This is a genomic window from Pseudomonas sp. MBLB4123 (genome assembly GCF_051904775.1).
Lineage (GTDB): Bacteria > Pseudomonadota > Gammaproteobacteria > Pseudomonadales > Pseudomonadaceae > Aquipseudomonas > Aquipseudomonas benzenivorans_B.
This window is the reverse complement of sequence record NZ_CP196711.1, coordinates 2381542-2398759: the sequence shown is the minus strand read 5'-3', so window position 1 is coordinate 2398759 and position 17218 is coordinate 2381542. Positions and strand designations below refer to the sequence as shown.

Below are 17218 nucleotides of genomic sequence, written 5' to 3'. Positions count from 1 at the left end.
TTCAGGGGTAGCCCAGTATGGCCTTGATCCGCGACTGGTGGCGGGCGATCCAGCCCGGGTCGATGGCGCCCCAGCCGCGGATTTCGTAGTGCCCGGCGTTGTTGCGTTCGCCCGGCTGCTGGACGAAGGCGCAGTCGATGTCCAGGTCGGCCAGGGCGGCCAGGGTGTCCTGGGCGGTGCGCCGCGGCATGCCGGTGGCGGCCATCAGCGCCGGCACGCTGCGGGCGGCGCCGCTGTCGATCAGCCAGGCCACATAGAGGCGGCGGTAGAAGCTGGTCTTGGTCTTGCTCACGTCCATCCCGTCGTGCTCCTGCTGTCAGGGGGGGCGCTACGCCCTGCGGCGCAGCGCAAACCGGCCTCAGCCCAGGCTGACGATGCCGATATAGGTGGCTGCGCCGGCCATGTAGCCGATGAAGGCCAGCCAGCTGATCTTCTTCAGGTACCAGACGAAGTTGATCTTTTCCATGCCCATGGCCGCCACGCCGGCGGCGGAGCCGATGATCAGGCAGCTGCCGCCGGTGCCGGCGCAGTAGGCGAGCATTTCCCAGAAGGTGCCATCGACCTGGAAGTTGCTCAGCCACTCGGCTTCGGTGGTGGCGACGGCCAGTTCCGCGGGGCTGATCAGTGGGTACATCTTCATGGCGCCGGCCACCAGTGGCACGTTGTCCACCACCGCCGAGAGCAGGCCGATGGCGATGTTGATCGCGTAGATGTCGCCGAAGCCCTCGCGCAGCAGCAGCGCGACCTGGGTCAGGTGGCCGGCGCTGGCCAGGCTGGAGACCGCCAGCAGGATGCCGAGGAAGAACAGCACGCTGGTGGTGTCGATGCGGCGCAACACGCCGACCACCGAGAGCGGGTGCTTGTCCTCGTCGTTCTTGCCGCGGTGGATCACCTCGGTGACCACCCAGAGCACGCCCAGGCCGAGGAGGATGCCCATGTAGGGCGGCAGGTGGGTGACGGTCTTGAAGATCGGCACGAACACCAGGGCGGCGATGCCGAGGATGAACACCAGGTTGCGTTCGAACGGGGTGGTCGGGTCGCGGCGTTCTTCCTCCAGTACCGTCAGCTGTGGGCGGTGGATCTCGCCCTTCATGGTGAAGGTGAGGATCAGCAGCGGCACCAGAAGGCACACCAGGCTCGGCACGATCAGCTTGACCACGATGCCGCTGGCGGTGATCTGGTTGCCGATCCACAGCATGGTGGTGGTGACGTCGCCGATCGGCGACCAGGCGCCGCCGGCGTTGGCGGCGATCACCACGATGCCGGCGTAGAACCAGCGCTCCTTCTGCTCGGCCACCAGCTTGCGCAGCAGCGAGACCATGACGATGGTGGTGGTCAGGTTGTCCAGGGCGGCGGAGAGGAAGAAGGTGATCAGCGCCACCATCCACAGCAGGGTCACACGCTTGTTGGTGCGGATGCGGTCGGTGATGACCTTGAAGCCCTCGTGGGCGTCGATCAGCTCGACTATGGTCATGGCGCCCATGAGGAAGAACAGGATCTCGGAGATTTCGCCGAGATGGTGGCGCAGTTCCTCGACCACGTGCTGGCCGTTGTCCGCCGCCCCCGAGGTGCCGTGGCCGATCAGCGGCAGGATGGCATCGGCGCCGAGCACCAGAAGCGTCCAGCAGAGCACCGCGGTGAGGATGGCCGAGGCGGCCTTGTCGATCTTCAGCGGGTGTTCGAGGGCGATACAGAGGTAACCGAGGACGAAAATCAACGCCATTAACGCATACATGATCAGAATTCCAGTTCAGGGCTTTTCTTATTGGGAGTGCTTTTTCCGGGCGGAAAAGTGCCAGAGGCTCTTGATGCGCCGGAGAAGATGCCTGATTTGGCCGGGAATTGGGAGGGTAATTACGGGCTAAAGCTGCTTTCGCTCGCTCTTTCTAGACGAATTCTGACTTGCGAGTCCGCATGCAGCCCCCGTGGCGTGCGGGTTTTCCGGGGGCTGCGCGGGCGATCAGGCGCCGGCTGGCTGCGCCTCGCCGGAGAGTGGTTGCGGCGGCGCGATGAAGGCCAGGCTCAGGGCCAGCAGCGGCATGATCAGGTTGAAGAAGCAGAAGGGCAGGTAGCTGAGGGTCGCCACCCCGAGCGTCGCCGCCATATAGGCGCCGCAGGTGTTCCAGGGGATCAGCACCGAGGTCAGGGTACCGCCGTCTTCCAGGGCCCGCGACAGGGTCACGGGGGCCAGGCCGCGCTTCTCGTACTCCGCCCGGTACATGCGCCCGGGCAGGACCAGGGCGATGTACTGGTCGGCGGTGATGACGTTGGTGCCGATGGTGGTGGTGATGGTACAGGCGATCAGGCTGCTGGTGCTCCTGGCCAGGTGCAGGGTGCTGTGCAGCAGGCGCTGCAGCAGGCCGAGGCGCTCCAGCACGCCGCCGAAGCACATGGCGCAGATGATCAGCCAGATGGTGGTGAGCATGCTGGCCATGCCGCCCTTGGACAGCAGGCCGTCCAGGGCCTCGTTGCCGCTGCTGGACTGGTAGCCGGCGAACAGTGCACTCCACACCGTCTTCAGCGGCGCCAGGGCGCCGGCGGCAGGGTCGGCCAGGCGGCTCATCACCTCCGGCTGGAACAGCAGCGCGAACAGCGCGCCGACCAGGGCGCCGAGAAACACCGAGGGGAAGGCCGCCCATTGGCGCACCGCCAGGAACAGCAGCAGGGCCACCGGCAGCAGCAGGTGCCAGCCCAGTTCGAACTGGCCTTCCAGCGCCGGCAGCACCGCGGCGATGCGCGCGGTGTCCTGCTCGCCGCCGGCCTGCTGGCCGAGGCCGAAGAACAGCGCCAGGGCCAGCAACAGGGCCGGCACCGAGGTGCGCGCCATCAGGCGGATGTGGGCGAACAGCTCCGCGCCGGCCGCGGCCGGTGCCAGGTTGGTGGTGTCCGACAGGGGCGACAGCTTGTCGCCGAAATAGGCGCCGGAGATGATCGCCCCGGCGGTGATCGCCGGGTCCAGGCCGAGGCCGGCGGCGACCCCCATCAGGCCGATGCCGAGGGTCCCGGCCACCGTCCAGGAGCTGCCGATCGACAGGGCGGTGAAGGCGCAGATCAGGCAACTGGTGGCGTAGAAATACTCGGCCGAGATCAGCTTGAGGCCGAGCCAGATCATGGTCGGCACGGTGCCGGCGAGAATCCAGGTGCCGATCAGGGCGCCGACCGCCAGGAGGATCAGGTTGGCCTTCATCGCCATCTGGATGCCGGCGAGGATGCCGTCCTCGATCTGCGCCCAGCGCAGACCGTTCTTCAGGCCGACCAGGCCGGCGACGAAGGCGGCGCACATCAGGGCGATCTGGTTCGGCCCGCTGGAGGAGGCGTCGCCATAGAGGTAGACGGACAGGCTCAGCAATACCACCAGCACGCCAATCGGCAGCAGGGCATCGAGCAGGGAGGGGGAGCGTGGGGTGGTCATGACGGGTACCGGTAAAAGCACGGGGCCCGTGCCGGTGCTGGCAGCGGGCCCCGTGGGGGGGCTTGCGGAAGGGTTAGCAGGCCGTTGAAAAACTACCTACGTTGGCAATACTGCGTTAAAAACGGCCTCAAAATGCTCATTTACAGCACGTAAACTCCGCTTTTCGGCCGCTTTTGCCTTGTCTTGCCTGCCTCGCCTACGTTTCTCAACGGCCTGTTAGAGGCTGGCGATGCGGGCGCGCTGTTCGGCCAGCTTGGCCAGGGCCTGCTCGGCCTCGGCCAGCTTGGCGCGCTCCTTGTCCAGCACCTCGGCCGGGGCCTTGGCGACGAAGCCGGCATTGCTCAGCTTGCCGCCGACCCGCTTGACCTCGCCGTCCAGGCGGGCGATCTCCTTGTCCAGGCGCGCCAGTTCGGCGGCCTTGTCGATCAGCCCGGCCATCGGCACCAGCACTTCCATCTCGCCGACCAGGGCGGTGGCGGACATCGGCGCTTCCTCGCCGGCCGCCAGCACCCGCACCGACTCCAGCTTGGCCAGCTTGTTGAGCAGCGGCAGGTTGTCGGCCAGGCGACGCTGGTCCAGCTCGCTGGCGTTGTTCAGCACCACGTCGATGCGCTTGGCCATGGAGATCTTCATCTCGCCGCGGATCTGGCGCAGGCCCAGCATCAGCGCCTTGACCCACTCGATGTCGCCTTCGGCGGCGGCGTCGATACGGCTCTCGTTGGCCACCGGCCAGGGTTGCAGCATCAGGGTGGCGCCGCTGGCGCCGGCCTGGGCCTTGATGCGCTGCCAGATTTCCTCGGTGATGAAGGGCATGAAGGGGTGGGCCAGGCGCAGCGCCACTTCCAGCACGCGGATCAGGGTGCGGCGGGTGCCGCGCTGGCGCTCGATCGGCGCCTGCTCGTCCCACAGCACCGGCTTGACCAGCTCCAGGTACCAGGCGCAGTACTCGTCCCAGATGAACTCGTACAGGGCCTGGGCGGCCATGTCGAAGCGGAAGGCGTCCAGGTGGCGGGTGACCTCGGCCTCGGTGCGCTGCAGGGCGGAGATGATCCAGCGGTCCACGGAGGACAGTTCCACCGGCTCGTCGTTCACCCCGGTGTCCTGGCCGTCGGTGTTCTCGATGACGAAGTTGGCGGCGTTCCAGATCTTGTTGCAGAAGTTGCGGTAGCCCTCGACCCGGCCCATGTCGAACTTGATGTCGCGGCCGGTGGAGGCCAGCGCCAGGTTGGTGAAGCGCAGGGCGTCGGTGCCGTAGGCGGCGATGCCCTCGGGGAACTCGGCGCGGGTCTGCTTGGCGATCTTCTCCGCCAGCTTGGGCTGCATCATGCCGCTGGTGCGCTTGGCCACCAGGGCCTCCAGGTCGATGCCGTCGACTATGTCCAGCGGGTCGAGGACGTTGCCCTTGGACTTGGACATCTTGTGGCCCTGGCTGTCGCGCACCAGGCCATGGACGTAGACGGTCTTGAACGGCACCTGGGCGCTGCCGTCGGCGTTCTTCACCAGGTGCAGGGTCAGCATGATCATGCGCGCGACCCAGAAGAAGATGATGTCGAAGCCGGTGACCAGCACATCGGTGGGGTGGAAGGTCTTCAGCGCCTCGGTCTGCTGCGGCCAGCCGAGGGTGGAGAAGGTCCACAGGCCGGAGCTGAACCAGGTGTCGAGCACGTCCTCGTCCTGGCGCAGCGGTCGCTCGCCCAGGTTGTGCTTGGCCCGCACCTCGGCCTCGTCGCGGCCCACAAAGACGTTGCCGGCCTCGTCGTACCAGGCCGGAATGCGGTGGCCCCACCACAGCTGGCGGCTGATGCACCAGTCCTGGATGTCGCGCATCCAGCTGAAGTACATGTTCTCGTACTGCTTGGGCACGAACTGGATCGAGCCGTCTTCCACGGCCTTGATCGCCGGCTCGGCCAGGGGCTTGGTGGAGACGTACCACTGGTCGGTGAGCCAGGGCTCGATCACGGTGCCGGAACGGTCGCCCTTGGGCACCTTCAGCGCGTGCTCGTCGATCTTCTCCAACAGGCCCGCGGCCTCGAAGGCGGCGACGATGCGCTGGCGCGCCTCGAAGCGGTCGAGGCCGGCGTAGTCCGCCGGCAGGGCGGTGTCGAGCTCGGCGTTGACGCTGCCGTCCAGGTTGAACACCTGGGCGCTGGCCAGCACCGCGGCGTTCTTGTCGAAGATGTTGATCAGCGGCAGGTTGTGGCGCTTGCCCACTTCGTAGTCGTTGAAGTCGTGGGCCGGGGTGATCTTCACGCAGCCGGTGCCGAACTCGGGGTCGCAGTAGTCGTCGGCGATGATGGGGATGCGCCGGCCGACCAGGGGCAGCTCGACGTAGGTGCCGATCAGCGCCTTGTAGCGCTTGTCCTCGGGGTGCACGGCCACCGCGGCGTCACCCAGCATGGTCTCCGGGCGAGTGGTGGCGACGATCAGGTAGTTCTTGCCGTCGGCGGTGCTGTGGCCGTCGGCCAGGGGATAGCGCAAATTCCACAGCGAGCCCTTCTCGTCGTGGTTCTCCACCTCCAGGTCGGAGATGGCGGTGTGGAACTTGGTGTCCCAGTTGACCAGGCGCTTGCCGCGGTAGATCAGGCCGTCCTCGTGCAGGCGCACGAAGGCTTCCTTGACCGCCTCCGACAGGCCCTCGTCCATGGTGAAGCGCTCGCGCGACCAGTCCACCGAGCTGCCCAGGCGGCGGATCTGCCGGGTGATGGTGCCGCCGGACTGTTCCTTCCACTCCCAGACCTTCTCCAGGAACTTCTCCCGGCCCAGGTCGTGGCGGCTGATGCCGTCGGCGGCCAGCTGGCGCTCGACCACCATCTGGGTGGCGATGCCGGCGTGGTCGGTGCCCGGTTGCCACAGGGTGTTGCGCCCCTGCATGCGACGGAAACGGATCAGCGCGTCCATGATCGAGTTGTTGAAACCATGGCCCATGTGCAGGCTGCCGGTGACGTTCGGCGGCGGGATCATGATGGTGTAGGGCTCGCCCGAGCCCTGGGGGGCGAAGTAGTTGTTCGCCTCCCAGTTCCGGTACAGGGCGGTTTCAATGGCGTGCGGCTGGTAGGTCTTGTCCATGCGCGGCGGGACCCTTATGACGGCTGATCGGAAAAGCCGACAAGTATAACGGGGAAGCCGCGCCAGGCGTAAGGTCGGGCGCCGGGAAGCTGACTGGTGGGGTGGCTGGTTGCGCCCTAGTTGCGGCGCGGCGGCAGCAGGCGGGTCAGGCGCGCCTCCAGGCGGCGTTTCAGTTCGGCCTCGATCTGCGGCACGAAGTCGTCGATGACATCCTGCAGGATCAGCTGGGCGGCGGCACGCAGTTCGTTGTCGAGCTTCTTCAGCTCGGCGCCGCTGTCACGCTGTACTGCTTGCTCCAGGATGTTGCGCAGTCCGGCTGTGGGGGCCGGCTCGGCAACCGCGGGACGGTAGCTGGGGGCGGGCGCCGGTGCGGGGGTGGGCGGTGCGCTGACGATATCGGAGAGCACGGGAATGGCGTCGGGGTCGAGGGCGTCGACCAGCAATGGCGGCTCGAGGTCCTGCTCGTCCAGCAGTTCGCGGATCGACTCCAGGTCGTTCAGCAGTTGCGTGGGTTTCTGCGGTGGTTTGGGTTTGTCCATGGCGTGCGGCGCTTAGAGCTCGACTCGTTGCGGATCATAGCCGCGCTGGCGGTAGCTGCGGAAATTCTCCCGGCAGGCGGTCAACAGGTCCGGCTCCTGGTTGACGATCTCGATGATCCGGCTGAAACGCTCGATGAAGGGCGACAGGCTCGGGCTCAGGTTGATCAGCACGCCCTGCTCGGCGGCCGGTTGCTCGTCCAGGCCGATCACCACCGGGGCGTGCGGGTCGTCCTGGTGCAGGTCGTGGGGGACGAAGGTCTCCGCCTTGAAGCGCCACAGCAGCTCGTCCAACTCGGCGCACTGCGCCGAGTCGGTGGCGCGCAGGAACACCGGCAGGCCGGCGCGCCAGGCCTTCATCGCCAGCTGGCAGGCGGCGCGCAGGCGCTCGCCCGGGGTGGCGGAGGAGAGGACGTAGAACTCTATTCGGGGCATGGCGACTTCGACGAGGTGCTGGAGTGGCCGGGGTGAGGGGGCACCCCGGCACAGGTTACGCCTGGCTACGATCGAGCAGGTACTGGGTCAGCAGCGGCACCGGGCGACCGGTGGCGCCTTTTTCCTTGCCGCCGCTGATCCAGGCGGTGCCGGCGATGTCCAGGTGGGCCCAGTGGTACTTCTTGGCGAAGCGCGAGAGGAAGCAGCCGGCGGTGATGGTGCCGGCCTTGGGGCCGCCGATGTTGGCGATGTCGGCGAAGGGGCTGTCCAGCTGCTCCTGGTACTCATCGAACAGCGGCAGCTGCCAGGCGCGGTCGTCGGCGTTCTGGCCGGCGGCCAGCAGTTGCTGGATCAGCTCGTCGTCGTTGCCCATCAGGCCCGAGGCGTTGCTGCCCAGGGCGACGATGCAGGCGCCGGTGAGGGTGGCGATGTCGATCACCGCCTGGGGCTTGAAGCGTTCGGCGTAGGTCAGGGTGTCGCACAGCACCAGGCGGCCTTCGGCGTCGGTGTTGAGGATCTCCACGGTCTGTCCGCTCATGCTGGTGACGATGTCGCCGGGGCGGGTGGCGCGACCGCTGGGCATGTTCTCGGCGCAGGCCAGCAGGCACACCAGGTTGATCGGCAGCTGCAGCTCGAGCACGGCCTTGAGGGTGCCGAACACGCTGGCGGCGCCGCACATGTCGTACTTCATCTCGTCCATGCCGGCCGCCGGCTTGATGCTGATGCCGCCGGTGTCGAAGGTGATACCCTTGCCGACCAGGGCGAAGGGTTTGTCGGTCTTCTTGCCGCCCTGGTAGTTGAGCACGATCATCCGCGGCGGTTGCTCGCTGCCCTGGGCCACGGCGAGGAAGGCCCCGGCGCCGAGCTCCTTGAGCTTCTTCTCGTCGAGAACCTCGACCTTGAGGTTCTTGTACGCCTTGGCCAGGCCCTTGGCCTCCTCGGCCAGGTAGCTGGGGTGGCACAGGTTCGGTGGCAGGTTGCCCAGGTCCTTGGTGAAGGCCATGCCGGCGGCGATGGCCTGGGCATGCCGGGCGGCACGCTCGACATCCGCCAGGTCGGCCTTGTCGCAGCTCAGGGTCAGCTTCTTCAGGGCGCGGGGTTCGGCCTTCTGGCTCTTGAAACGATCGAACTGGTAGTCGCCGTCGGCCAGGGTCTCTACGATTAAACGGGTCTTGCCGTAGGCGTCGCGGCCCTTGACGCCCAGGTCCTGCAGCGCTAGCACCGCGTCGCCGCCGCCGAGGCCCTTGAGCACGGCGTGGGCGGCGCCGATCAATTTGCGCAGTTGGCGGTCGGACAGCTCGGCGTCCTTGCCGCTGCCGACCAGCAGCACGCGCTCGGCCTTGAGGCCGGCCAGGTTGTGTGCCAGCAGGGTCTGGCCGAGTTTGCCGGCCAGGTCGCCGCGCTTGAGCAGGGCGCTGATCGCACCGGAGCAGGCGTTGTCGACAGCGGTCGCCGTTTCACCGAGCTTGCGTCCCTCGCCGACGGCGATAACCAGGGTGGCGGTTTTCAGGGTTTCCGGGCGAGCGCTTTTGGCGAGAAATTCCATGGCGTAAGTGTCCCCAAGACAAGAAGTCGGTATTGCAGGATAATGCCGGCTATTTTTTCGGTGGTTCGTCCGTGGGCGAGCCGGCATGCAGTGCGGCTAGTTTGAGCGTAGCCGCCTGAGCCTGACAACCCTGGAGTGTCTGGTTTGATCGTCTTCCGTTATCTATCCCGTGAGGTCTTGGTCACCCTGAGTGCGGTAAGTGCCGTGCTGCTGGTGATCATCATGAGTGGCCGTTTTATCAAGTACCTGGCGCAGGCGGCGCAAGGCCTGCTGGACCCGGGGGTGCTGTTCCTGATCATGGGCTTTCGCCTGCCGGGTTTCCTCCAGCTGATCCTGCCGCTGGGGCTGTTCCTCGGCATCCTGCTGGCCTACGGACGGCTCTACCTGGACAGCGAGATGACCGTGCTGTCGGCCACCGGCATGAGTCAGCAGCGCCTGCTGGTCTACAGCCTGGCGCCGGCGCTGCTGGTAGCGCTGCTGGTGGCCTGGCTGAGCCTGGGGCTGGCGCCCCAGGGCGTGGCCGGGCAGATGCGCATCCTCAACGAGCAGGAGGCCCTGACCGAGTTCGATACCCTGGTGCCGGGGCGCTTTCAGGCCATGAAGGACGGTTCGCGGGTGACCTACACCCAGGAGCTGTCCGAGGATCGCGGTCAGCTGGGCGGTATCTTCATCTCCGAGAAGCGCTTCTCCCGCGATGGCGGCAAGGAGCGCGGCATCACCGTGCTGGTGGCGGAGAGCGGGCGCCAGGAACTGCAGGCCGACGGCAGTCGCTACCTGATTCTGGAGAACGGCTATCGCTACGACGGCAATCCCGGTCAGGCCGACTATCGGGCGATCCAGTACGACACCTATGGCGTGCTGCTGCCCAAACCCTCGGTCAGCGGCGAGGTCAGTGAGCGCGAGGCCGTGCCGACCCGGGAGCTGTTCGGCAGCGACAATGCGCGCCTGCAGTCCGAGTTGCAGTGGCGCCTGTCCATTCCGCTGCTGGTGTTCGTGGTCACCCTGCTGGCGGTGCCGCTGTCCCGGGTCAATCCGCGGCAGGGGCGATTCCTCAAGCTGTTGCCGGCGGTGCTGCTGTACATGGCCTACCTGGCGCTGCTGATCGCCGCGCGCGGGGCTTTGGACAAGGGCAAGATTCCCCTGGAACTGGGGCTGTGGTGGGTGCATGGGGTATTCGTGTTGATAGGTCTGCTGTTGCTCTATTGGGAGCCGCTGCGTCTGAAGTGGGCGAGCCGTCGTGCCGTGTTGGAGGTGGCCCGTGGCTAAGCTGGACAGGTACATCGGCATCCAGGTGTTGTTCGCGATCCTGGCGGTGCTGGGGATCATAGTCGGCCTGGCCTTGCTGTTCGCCTTCATCGACGAGCTGGGCGATGTGGAGGGCAGCTACGGTCTGGGCGAGGCGGCCTGGTATGTCTTCCTGACCGTGCCGCGGCGGGTGTACGAGATGCTGCCGATGGCGGCCTTGATCGGCTGCCTGATCGGCCTGGGCAGCCTGGCCAGCAGCAGCGAGCTGACCGTGATGCGCGCCGCCGGCGTGTCGATCGGGCGCATTGTCTGGGCGGTGATGAAGCCGATGCTGGTGCTGATGCTGGTCGGCATCCTGATCGGCGAGTACCTGGCGCCCTGGAGCGAGAACCTGGCCCAGGCCAATCGCGCCATGGCCCAGGGCGGCGGCGAGGCGCAGAGCGCCAAGCGCGGCCTGTGGCACCGCCAGGGCCAGGAGTTCGTGCATATCAATGCGGTGCAGCCCAACGGCGTGCTGTACGGCGTGACCCGTTACCGCTTCGACGAGCAGCGCCACCTGCTGTCCTCCAGCTTCGCCCGGCGCGCGCAGTATCAGGGCGATCACTGGCAGCTGGACGACGTCGCCACCACGCACTTCCGCGAGCGCAGTACGGAAGTAGTCGAGGCGCCGAGCGAGCGCTGGGAGGTCGAGCTCAATCCGCAGCTGCTCGGCACCGTGGTGCTGGAGCCCGAGGCGCTGTCGGTGACCGGCCTGTGGCGCTACATCCAGTACCTGGCCGAGCAGGGTCTGAACAATGGTCAGTACTGGCTGGCGTTCTGGACCAAGGTGTTGCAGCCGGTGGTGACCGCGGCCCTGGTGCTGATGGCGATTTCCTTCATCTTCGGTCCGCTGCGTTCGGTGACCCTGGGGCAGCGGGTGTTCACCGGGGTGCTGGTGGGCTTCGTCTTCAGCATCGCCCAGGATCTGCTGGGGCCGTCGAGTCTGGTGTTCGGCTTCTCGCCGCTGCTGGCCGTGCTGGCGCCTGCGGGCGTCTGCGCCCTGGCGGGGCTGGGCTTGCTGCGGCGCGCCGGCTAGCCGGACGCCGTCGAAAAAGCCGGCTTTGCGCCGGCTTTTTTCTGTGGGGCTACTTCTTGTGGATGTTCTTCGGCAGCTGCACGGTGCGGCTGGCGGAATAGATGTCGTGCCAGCTGCGCCTTTCCTTATCCCAGAGGACCCACAGGAAGCCCAGGCCGAGGCACAGCCATGAAACGATGGCGACCAGAAAACGCAGCAGCGCCTGCCACAGGTCGATGGCGCTGCCGTCGGCATTCTGGATGCGGATGCCCCAGACCTGCATGCCCAGGGTCTGGCCGTTGTGGGTCCAGAACTTGGCGAAGAAGCCGAACAGGCTGAGCAGCAGCAGGGTCGACAGCAGCGGGTCGCCATCCAGGGCGCCGGCGTCGGAGAGCCGCTTGAGCTGCGCCTCGCCGTAGAAGCCCATGAGCGCGAGCTTGTAGGCGAAGGTCACGACTATCAGCAGGGCGATGCACAGCAGGAAGTCGTAGAGCAGGGCCGCGAGGCGGCGGGGCAGGCCGGCGGCGGGGAAGTCACCCTGCGGGCGCAGCAGGTGTTTGGGCATGGCGGACTCGTCGGGCAATGGTGCGGTATTGTCTTAAAGGTACGGTTTTACTTACGTTCAGGCATAAAAAAACCCCTGATGCAGCATCAGGGGTTCTTCAAAGCGGCGGCGATTAGCCCAGGATCTGAACCTGGTCGGCCTGCATGCCTTTTTGACCTTGCACGGCGACGAAGCTGACCTTCTGGCCTTCTTTCAGGCTCTTGAAGCCGTTGCCTTCGATCGCGCGGAAGTGCACGAACAGATCCGGACCGCTCTCGGGAGTGATAAAACCAAAACCTTTCTCGTCGTTAAACCACTTGACGGTACCGTTCTGACGATTCGACATGTCTTATTTCCTTGAAACTAGAGTTGATGACAGCCCCTAAATGATAGAGGACTGAGACTGGTTGCAAAGAGTAATAGAAGTCGAGCGGGATGTAGCGGATCTGGAGGATCTACTGCATCAGGTCACGATTCACGGCGACCCATGCAAACACAGTTCAATCACTCTACGCTAACTTTTGGACAAATGCCAACCCCGGCGCAGCGCGAGAATCGCGGCGGATCGAGGTTGTTTGCTGACTATCGAGGATAGCTGTGCAAGAAGCATTTTGTAGGTGCTGAGGGCGCAGTTCGCTATGACTGCCAGGCGTCGCTTTGTGCTGGATAAAGCGACTGAAGGATCTATGGTGCCCCGGGGGAGACTCGAACTCCCACTTCTTTCGAAAACGGATTTTGAATCCGCCGCGTCTACCGGTTCCGCCACCGGGGCACAATGGCGGCGCAGTATAGGGAGGCGGTTGCGCCCGGTCAATCCACTTGCGTGGTCAGCTTGGGGGATTTCCGGTAAGCTTTGCCGCCCTGAAATACGACTCCCTCCCGCCATGCGCGTTGCCGACTTCCACTTCGAGCTACCCGATTCCCTGATTGCCCGCTACCCCCTGGCCGAGCGCCGGGCCAGTCGCCTGCTGGTGCTGGATGGGCCGAGCGGGCAGCTCGCCCACCGCCAGTTCGGCGATCTGCTGGGTTACCTGCGCCCCGGCGACCTGATGGTGTTCAACGACACCCGGGTGATTCCGGCGCGCCTGTTCGGTCAGAAGGCCAGCGGCGGCAAGTTGGAGGTGCTGGTCGAGCGGGTATTGGACAGCCACCGGGTGCTGGCCCATGTGCGTGCGAGCAAGTCGCCCAAGCCGGGCTCGACCATCCTGCTCGACGGTGGCGGCGAGGCGCAGATGCTGGCGCGCCATGAGGCGCTGTTCGAGCTGCAGTTCACCGAAGAGGTGCTGCCGCTGCTCGAGCGCATCGGTCACATGCCGTTGCCGCCCTATATCGATCGCCCGGACGATAGCGCGGATCGCGAGCGCTATCAGACCGTGTATGCCGCGCGTGCCGGTGCGGTGGCGGCGCCGACTGCCGGCCTGCACTTCGATCAGGCGATGCTCGCGGCGATCGCCGAGAAGGGCGTCGAGACCGCCTTCGTCACCCTGCATGTGGGCGCCGGGACCTTTCAGCCGGTGCGGGTCGAGCGCATCGAGGATCACCACATGCACAGCGAGTGGCTGGAGGTCGGCCAGGCGGTGGTCGATGCCGTGGCCGCCTGTCGCGCCCGTGGCGGGCGGGTGATCGCGGTCGGCACCACCAGTGTGCGCTCGCTGGAGAGCGCGGCGCGCGATGGTGTGCTCAGGGCATTCAGCGGCGACACCGACATCTTCATCTATCCGGGGCGGCCGTTGCACGTGGTCGACGCCCTGGTCACCAACTTCCATTTGCCGGAGTCGACCCTGCTGATGCTGGTGTCGGCCTTCGCCGGCTATCCGGAAACCATGGCGGCTTACAAGAGTGCGGTCGCCGAGGGTTATCGCTTCTTTAGTTACGGTGACGCCATGTTCGTCACCCGCAATCCCGCGCCGCGCGGGCCCGAGGAAACTGTATGACGCGCACCTGTCGCATGTCTTTCGAGTTGTTGGCGACCGATGGCAAGGCGCGCCGGGGGCGTTTGACCTTTCCCCGGGGCGTGGTCGAGACGCCGGCGTTCATGCCGGTGGGCACCTATGGCACGGTCAAGGGCATGTTGCCGCGGGACATCGAGGCCATAGGCGCGCAAATCATCCTCGGCAATACCTTCCACCTGTGGCTGCGCCCGGGCACCGAGGTGATCAAGCGTCACGGCGACCTGCACGACTTCATGCAGTGGCAGGGGCCGATCCTCACCGACTCCGGTGGTTTCCAGGTGTTCAGCCTGGGCGCCATGCGCAAGATCAAGGAGGAGGGGGTGTACTTCGCCTCGCCGGTCGATGGCTCCAAGGTGTTCATGGGGCCGGAGGAGTCGATGCAGGTGCAGCGCGACCTCGGCTCGGACATCGTGATGATCTTCGACGAGTGCACGCCCTATCCGGCCGAGTTCGACGTGGCCAAACGCTCCATGGAGCTGTCGCTGCGCTGGGCCAAGCGCTCCAAGGAGGCCCATGGCGACAGCAGTGCGGCGCTGTTCGGCATCGTCCAGGGCGGCATGCATGAAGAGCTGCGCCTGCGTTCGCTGGAGGGACTGAGCGAGATCGGCTTCGACGGCCTGGCCATCGGCGGGCTGTCGGTCGGTGAGCCCAAGGAGGAGATGATCCGGGTGCTGGACTACCTGCCGGCGCAGTTGCCGGCGGACAAGCCGCGCTACCTGATGGGCGTCGGGACGCCTGCGGACCTGGTCGAGGGCGTGCGCCGCGGCGTGGACATGTTCGACTGCGTGATGCCGACCCGCAATGCGCGCAACGGCCACCTGTTCGTCGAGACCGGGGTGTTGAAGATCCGCAATGCGGTGCACAAGCACGACGACTCGCCGCTGGACCCCGCGTGCGACTGCTACACCTGCCAGCATTTCTCCCGGGCCTATCTGCATCATCTGGATAAGTGCGGCGAAATGCTGGGAAGCATGCTCAATACAGTACACAACTTGCGGCACTATCAGCGCCTCATGGCTGGTTTGCGCGAGGCAATTCAACAGGGTACATTGGCCGCCTTCGTCGATGCCTTCTATGCGCGACGCGGTCTGCCAACGCCGCCCCTCGCCTGATCTATCGCTGTTCTCAAAGACCTTTCCAACAGGAGTGTTACATGAGCTTTTTGATCCCCGCTGCTTATGCCGATGCGGCTGCCCCGGCCGCCGGTCCTGCCGGCACCGGTTTCGAGTGGGTGTTCCTGGTCGGTTTCCTGGTCATCTTCTATCTGATGATCTGGCGTCCCCAGGCCAAGCGTGCCAAGGAACACAAGAACCTGATCGGCAACCTGCAGAAGGGTGACGAAGTGGTGACCAGCGGCGGCATCGCCGGCAAGGTCACCAAGGTCAGCGACGACTTCGTGGTCATCGAGGCGTCCGACACGGTGGAGCTGAAGATCCAGAAGGTGGCCATCGCCGCCACCCTGCCCAAGGGCACGCTGAAAGCCATCTGAGCTCCACATCATCACCATTCGACGGGGCGCTAAATGCGCCCCGCGTCATAACGGGCGGCGTCATGCTCAATAAGTTTCCTCTGTGGAAGTACCTGCTGATCGTGGCTGTGCTGGCGATCGGCTTCGTCTATTCGGCACCCAACCTCTACCCGGACGATCCGGCCATCCAGATCAGTGGCAACAGCACGGCGATGCGCGTCGAGCAGGCCGATCTGGAGCGCGCCGCTCGTGCCCTGAGCGAGGCTGGCATCGAGGTCAAGGCGATGAGCCTGGCCGTGCAGGGGCGCGGCGGTCTGCTGCGTCTGGTCAGTCAGGAAGATCAGCTGCCGGCCAAGGATGTGGTGCGCAGGGCTCTGGGCGGCGACTTCGTGGTGGCCCTGAACCTGGCGCAGACCACGCCGGACTGGCTGCGCAACCTGGGCGCCGGCCCGATGAAGCTGGGCCTGGACCTGTCCGGTGGTGTGCACTTCCTGCTGGAGGTGGACATGGACAAGGCCCTGGATGCCCGGCGCAAGGTCTACGAGGGCGAGGTCAAGAGCCTGCTGCGCAAGGAGCGGGTGCGCTATCGCAGTCTGCCCGAGGCAGGGGGCGCGATTCAGCTGGGCTTCGCCGACGAAGCGACCCTGGAGCAGGCCGAGCGCCTGATCCGCAAGGAGTTCAACGACTTCGAGCTGGTTGCCGTCGAGCGCAGCGAGATGCAGGTGCTGCGTCTGAGCCTGACCCCGGCCAAGCTCGCGGAAATTCGTGAATATTCGATCAAGCAGAACCTGACCACGGTGCGTAACCGGGTCAACGAGCTCGGTGTGGCCGAGCCGCTGGTCCAGCGTCAGGGCGCCAACCGTATCGTGGTGGAGCTGCCGGGCGTGCAGGACACCGCCGAGGCCAAGCGCATTCTCGGCAAGACCGCCAACCTCGAGTTCCGCCTGCAGGCCGAGCTGGATGCGCCGCGGGCCGCCACCGAAACCTTCGAGTTTCGCGAGGAGGGGCGGCCACCGGTGCAGCTCGAACGCGAGCTGATCATCACCGGCGACCAGGTCACCGACGCTCAGGCCAGCTTCGACGAGAACGGTCGTCCGCAGGTGAACATCCGTCTGGACGGCCATGGCGGCGACCTGATGAACCGCGCCACGCGTAACAACGTGGGTCGCAGCATGGCGGTGATCTTCATCGAGCAGAAGCCGGTGACCCGCTACGCGCGGCAGACGGTCGACGGCGTCGAGCAGGAGGTGGCGATCCCGGGCTTCGTCGAGGAGAAGAAGATCATCAGCCTGGCGACCATCCAGTCGCCGCTCGGCAGCCAGTTCCGCATCACCGGCCTGGACGGCCAGGGCGAGTCCTCCGAACTGGCCCTGCTGCTGCGCGCCGGCGGCCTGGCGGCGCCGATGTACTTCGCCGAGGAGCGCACCATCGGCCCGAGCCTGGGTGCCGACAACATCGCCAAGGGTGTCGAGGCCTCGCTCTGGGGCATGCTGTTCGTCTCGCTGTTCATCATCGCCATCTACCGCTACTTCGGCGTGCTGGCGACCCTGGCGCTGGGGCTGAACATGGTCCTGCTGCTGGCGTTGATGTCGCTGCTCAGCGCCACCCTGACCCTGCCGGGCATCGCCGGTATCGTGCTGACCATGGGCATGGCGGTGGATGCCAACGTGCTGATTTTCTCGCGCATCCGCGAGGAAATCGCCAATGGCATGTCGATTCAGCGCGCCGTCCACGAAGGCTTCGATCGTGCCTTCACGGCCATCGTCGACGCCAACCTGACCACTCTGCTGGTCGGCGGCATTCTCTTCGCCATGGGCACCGGTCCGGTCAAGGGCTTTGCCGTGACCCTGTCGCTGGGGATTCTCACCTCGATGTTCACGGCGATTCTGGTGACCCGCGCCATGGTCAACCTGAGTGTCGGTGGGCGTGACTTCAAGAAGCTGTGGATCTAAGGGGCTGA

Annotated in this window: 15 protein-coding genes and 1 tRNA gene; 6 read left to right on the top strand and 10 right to left on the bottom strand. The window is 65.8% G+C overall.

Going from position 1 to position 17218, the window contains the following annotated elements; all coding sequences use genetic code 11:
• Position 1: 1 nt before the first annotated feature.
• From ACSX1C_RS11065 to ACSX1C_RS11035, 7 genes are all read right to left on the bottom strand, one after another.
• Positions 2 to 298, bottom strand: a complete 297-nt coding sequence (locus ACSX1C_RS11065) for a winged helix-turn-helix domain-containing protein (protein ID WP_439886177.1) — start codon at positions 296 to 298, stop codon at positions 2 to 4.
• 60 nt (positions 299 to 358) lie between these two features.
• Entirely contained in the window at positions 359 to 1735 is a 1377-nt protein-coding gene (nhaD, locus tag ACSX1C_RS11060) for a sodium:proton antiporter NhaD (RefSeq protein WP_439886176.1), read from the bottom strand.
• Between the two features lie 225 nt (positions 1736 to 1960).
• Positions 1961 to 3412, bottom strand: coding sequence for a Na+/H+ antiporter NhaC (gene nhaC / locus ACSX1C_RS11055; RefSeq protein WP_439886175.1), 1452 nt, complete (start codon positions 3410 to 3412; stop codon positions 1961 to 1963).
• Between the two features lie 216 nt (positions 3413 to 3628).
• Positions 3629 to 6478, bottom strand: coding sequence for a valine--tRNA ligase (locus tag ACSX1C_RS11050; protein WP_439886174.1), 2850 nt, complete (start codon positions 6476 to 6478; stop codon positions 3629 to 3631).
• Between the two features lie 116 nt (positions 6479 to 6594).
• Complete coding sequence (locus ACSX1C_RS11045; RefSeq protein ID WP_439886173.1) at positions 6595 to 7017, bottom strand: DNA polymerase III subunit chi; 423 nt, start codon at positions 7015 to 7017, stop codon at positions 6595 to 6597.
• A 12-nt stretch (positions 7018 to 7029) separates the two neighbouring features.
• Positions 7030 to 7449, bottom strand: a complete 420-nt coding sequence (locus tag ACSX1C_RS11040) for a DNA polymerase III subunit chi (RefSeq protein ID WP_439886172.1) — start codon at positions 7447 to 7449, stop codon at positions 7030 to 7032.
• A gap of 55 nt (positions 7450 to 7504) precedes the next feature.
• Positions 7505 to 8995, bottom strand: a complete 1491-nt coding sequence (locus ACSX1C_RS11035) for a leucyl aminopeptidase (protein WP_439886171.1) — start codon at positions 8993 to 8995, stop codon at positions 7505 to 7507.
• A 144-nt stretch (positions 8996 to 9139) separates the two neighbouring features.
• On the opposite strand from ACSX1C_RS11035, the gene lptF reads away from it, so the two are divergent.
• Together lptF and lptG are read left to right on the top strand one after the other, a co-directional pair.
• Positions 9140 to 10261: an LPS export ABC transporter permease LptF gene (gene lptF, locus ACSX1C_RS11030; protein ID WP_439886170.1), complete on the top strand. Its 1122-nt coding sequence runs from the start codon at positions 9140 to 9142 to the stop codon at positions 10259 to 10261.
• On the top strand, positions 10254 to 11315 hold the full coding sequence (lptG, locus tag ACSX1C_RS11025) for an LPS export ABC transporter permease LptG (protein WP_439886169.1): 1062 nt from the start codon (positions 10254 to 10256) through the stop codon (positions 11313 to 11315). Before lptF ends, lptG begins: the two co-directional genes overlap by 8 nt.
• Before the next feature lie 49 nt (positions 11316 to 11364).
• Here the strand turns inward: lptG and ACSX1C_RS11020 are convergent, their stop codons facing one another.
• The 3 genes from ACSX1C_RS11020 to ACSX1C_RS11010 all read right to left on the bottom strand — a co-directional run bounded on the left by ACSX1C_RS11020 (position 11365) and on the right by ACSX1C_RS11010 (position 12610).
• Positions 11365 to 11859 (bottom strand): RDD family protein, encoded by a 495-nt coding sequence (locus tag ACSX1C_RS11020; protein WP_439886168.1) that lies wholly within the window; start codon positions 11857 to 11859, stop codon positions 11365 to 11367.
• Between the two features lie 112 nt (positions 11860 to 11971).
• The gene (locus ACSX1C_RS11015; protein WP_003298189.1) at positions 11972 to 12184 is read right to left on the bottom strand and encodes a cold-shock protein; all 213 of its coding nucleotides are present in this window, start codon (positions 12182 to 12184) and stop codon (positions 11972 to 11974) included.
• 341 nt (positions 12185 to 12525) lie between these two features.
• A tRNA-Leu gene (locus tag ACSX1C_RS11010) sits at positions 12526 to 12610 on the bottom strand.
• Positions 12611 to 12722: 112 nt separating this feature from the next.
• Between ACSX1C_RS11010 and queA the strand changes: the two genes are divergently transcribed.
• From queA to secD, 4 genes are all read left to right on the top strand, one after another.
• Complete coding sequence (gene queA, locus ACSX1C_RS11005; protein ID WP_439886167.1) at positions 12723 to 13772, top strand: tRNA preQ1(34) S-adenosylmethionine ribosyltransferase-isomerase QueA; 1050 nt, start codon at positions 12723 to 12725, stop codon at positions 13770 to 13772.
• Positions 13773 to 13786: 14 nt separating this feature from the next.
• The gene (gene tgt, locus ACSX1C_RS11000; RefSeq protein ID WP_439889405.1) at positions 13787 to 14902 is read left to right on the top strand and encodes a tRNA guanosine(34) transglycosylase Tgt; all 1116 of its coding nucleotides are present in this window, start codon (positions 13787 to 13789) and stop codon (positions 14900 to 14902) included.
• A 41-nt stretch (positions 14903 to 14943) separates the two neighbouring features.
• The gene (yajC, locus tag ACSX1C_RS10995) at positions 14944 to 15279 is read left to right on the top strand and encodes a preprotein translocase subunit YajC (RefSeq protein WP_208708637.1); all 336 of its coding nucleotides are present in this window, start codon (positions 14944 to 14946) and stop codon (positions 15277 to 15279) included.
• 62 nt (positions 15280 to 15341) lie between these two features.
• The gene (gene secD, locus ACSX1C_RS10990) at positions 15342 to 17210 is read left to right on the top strand and encodes a protein translocase subunit SecD (protein WP_439886166.1); all 1869 of its coding nucleotides are present in this window, start codon (positions 15342 to 15344) and stop codon (positions 17208 to 17210) included.
• Positions 17211 to 17218 lie beyond the last annotated feature (8 nt).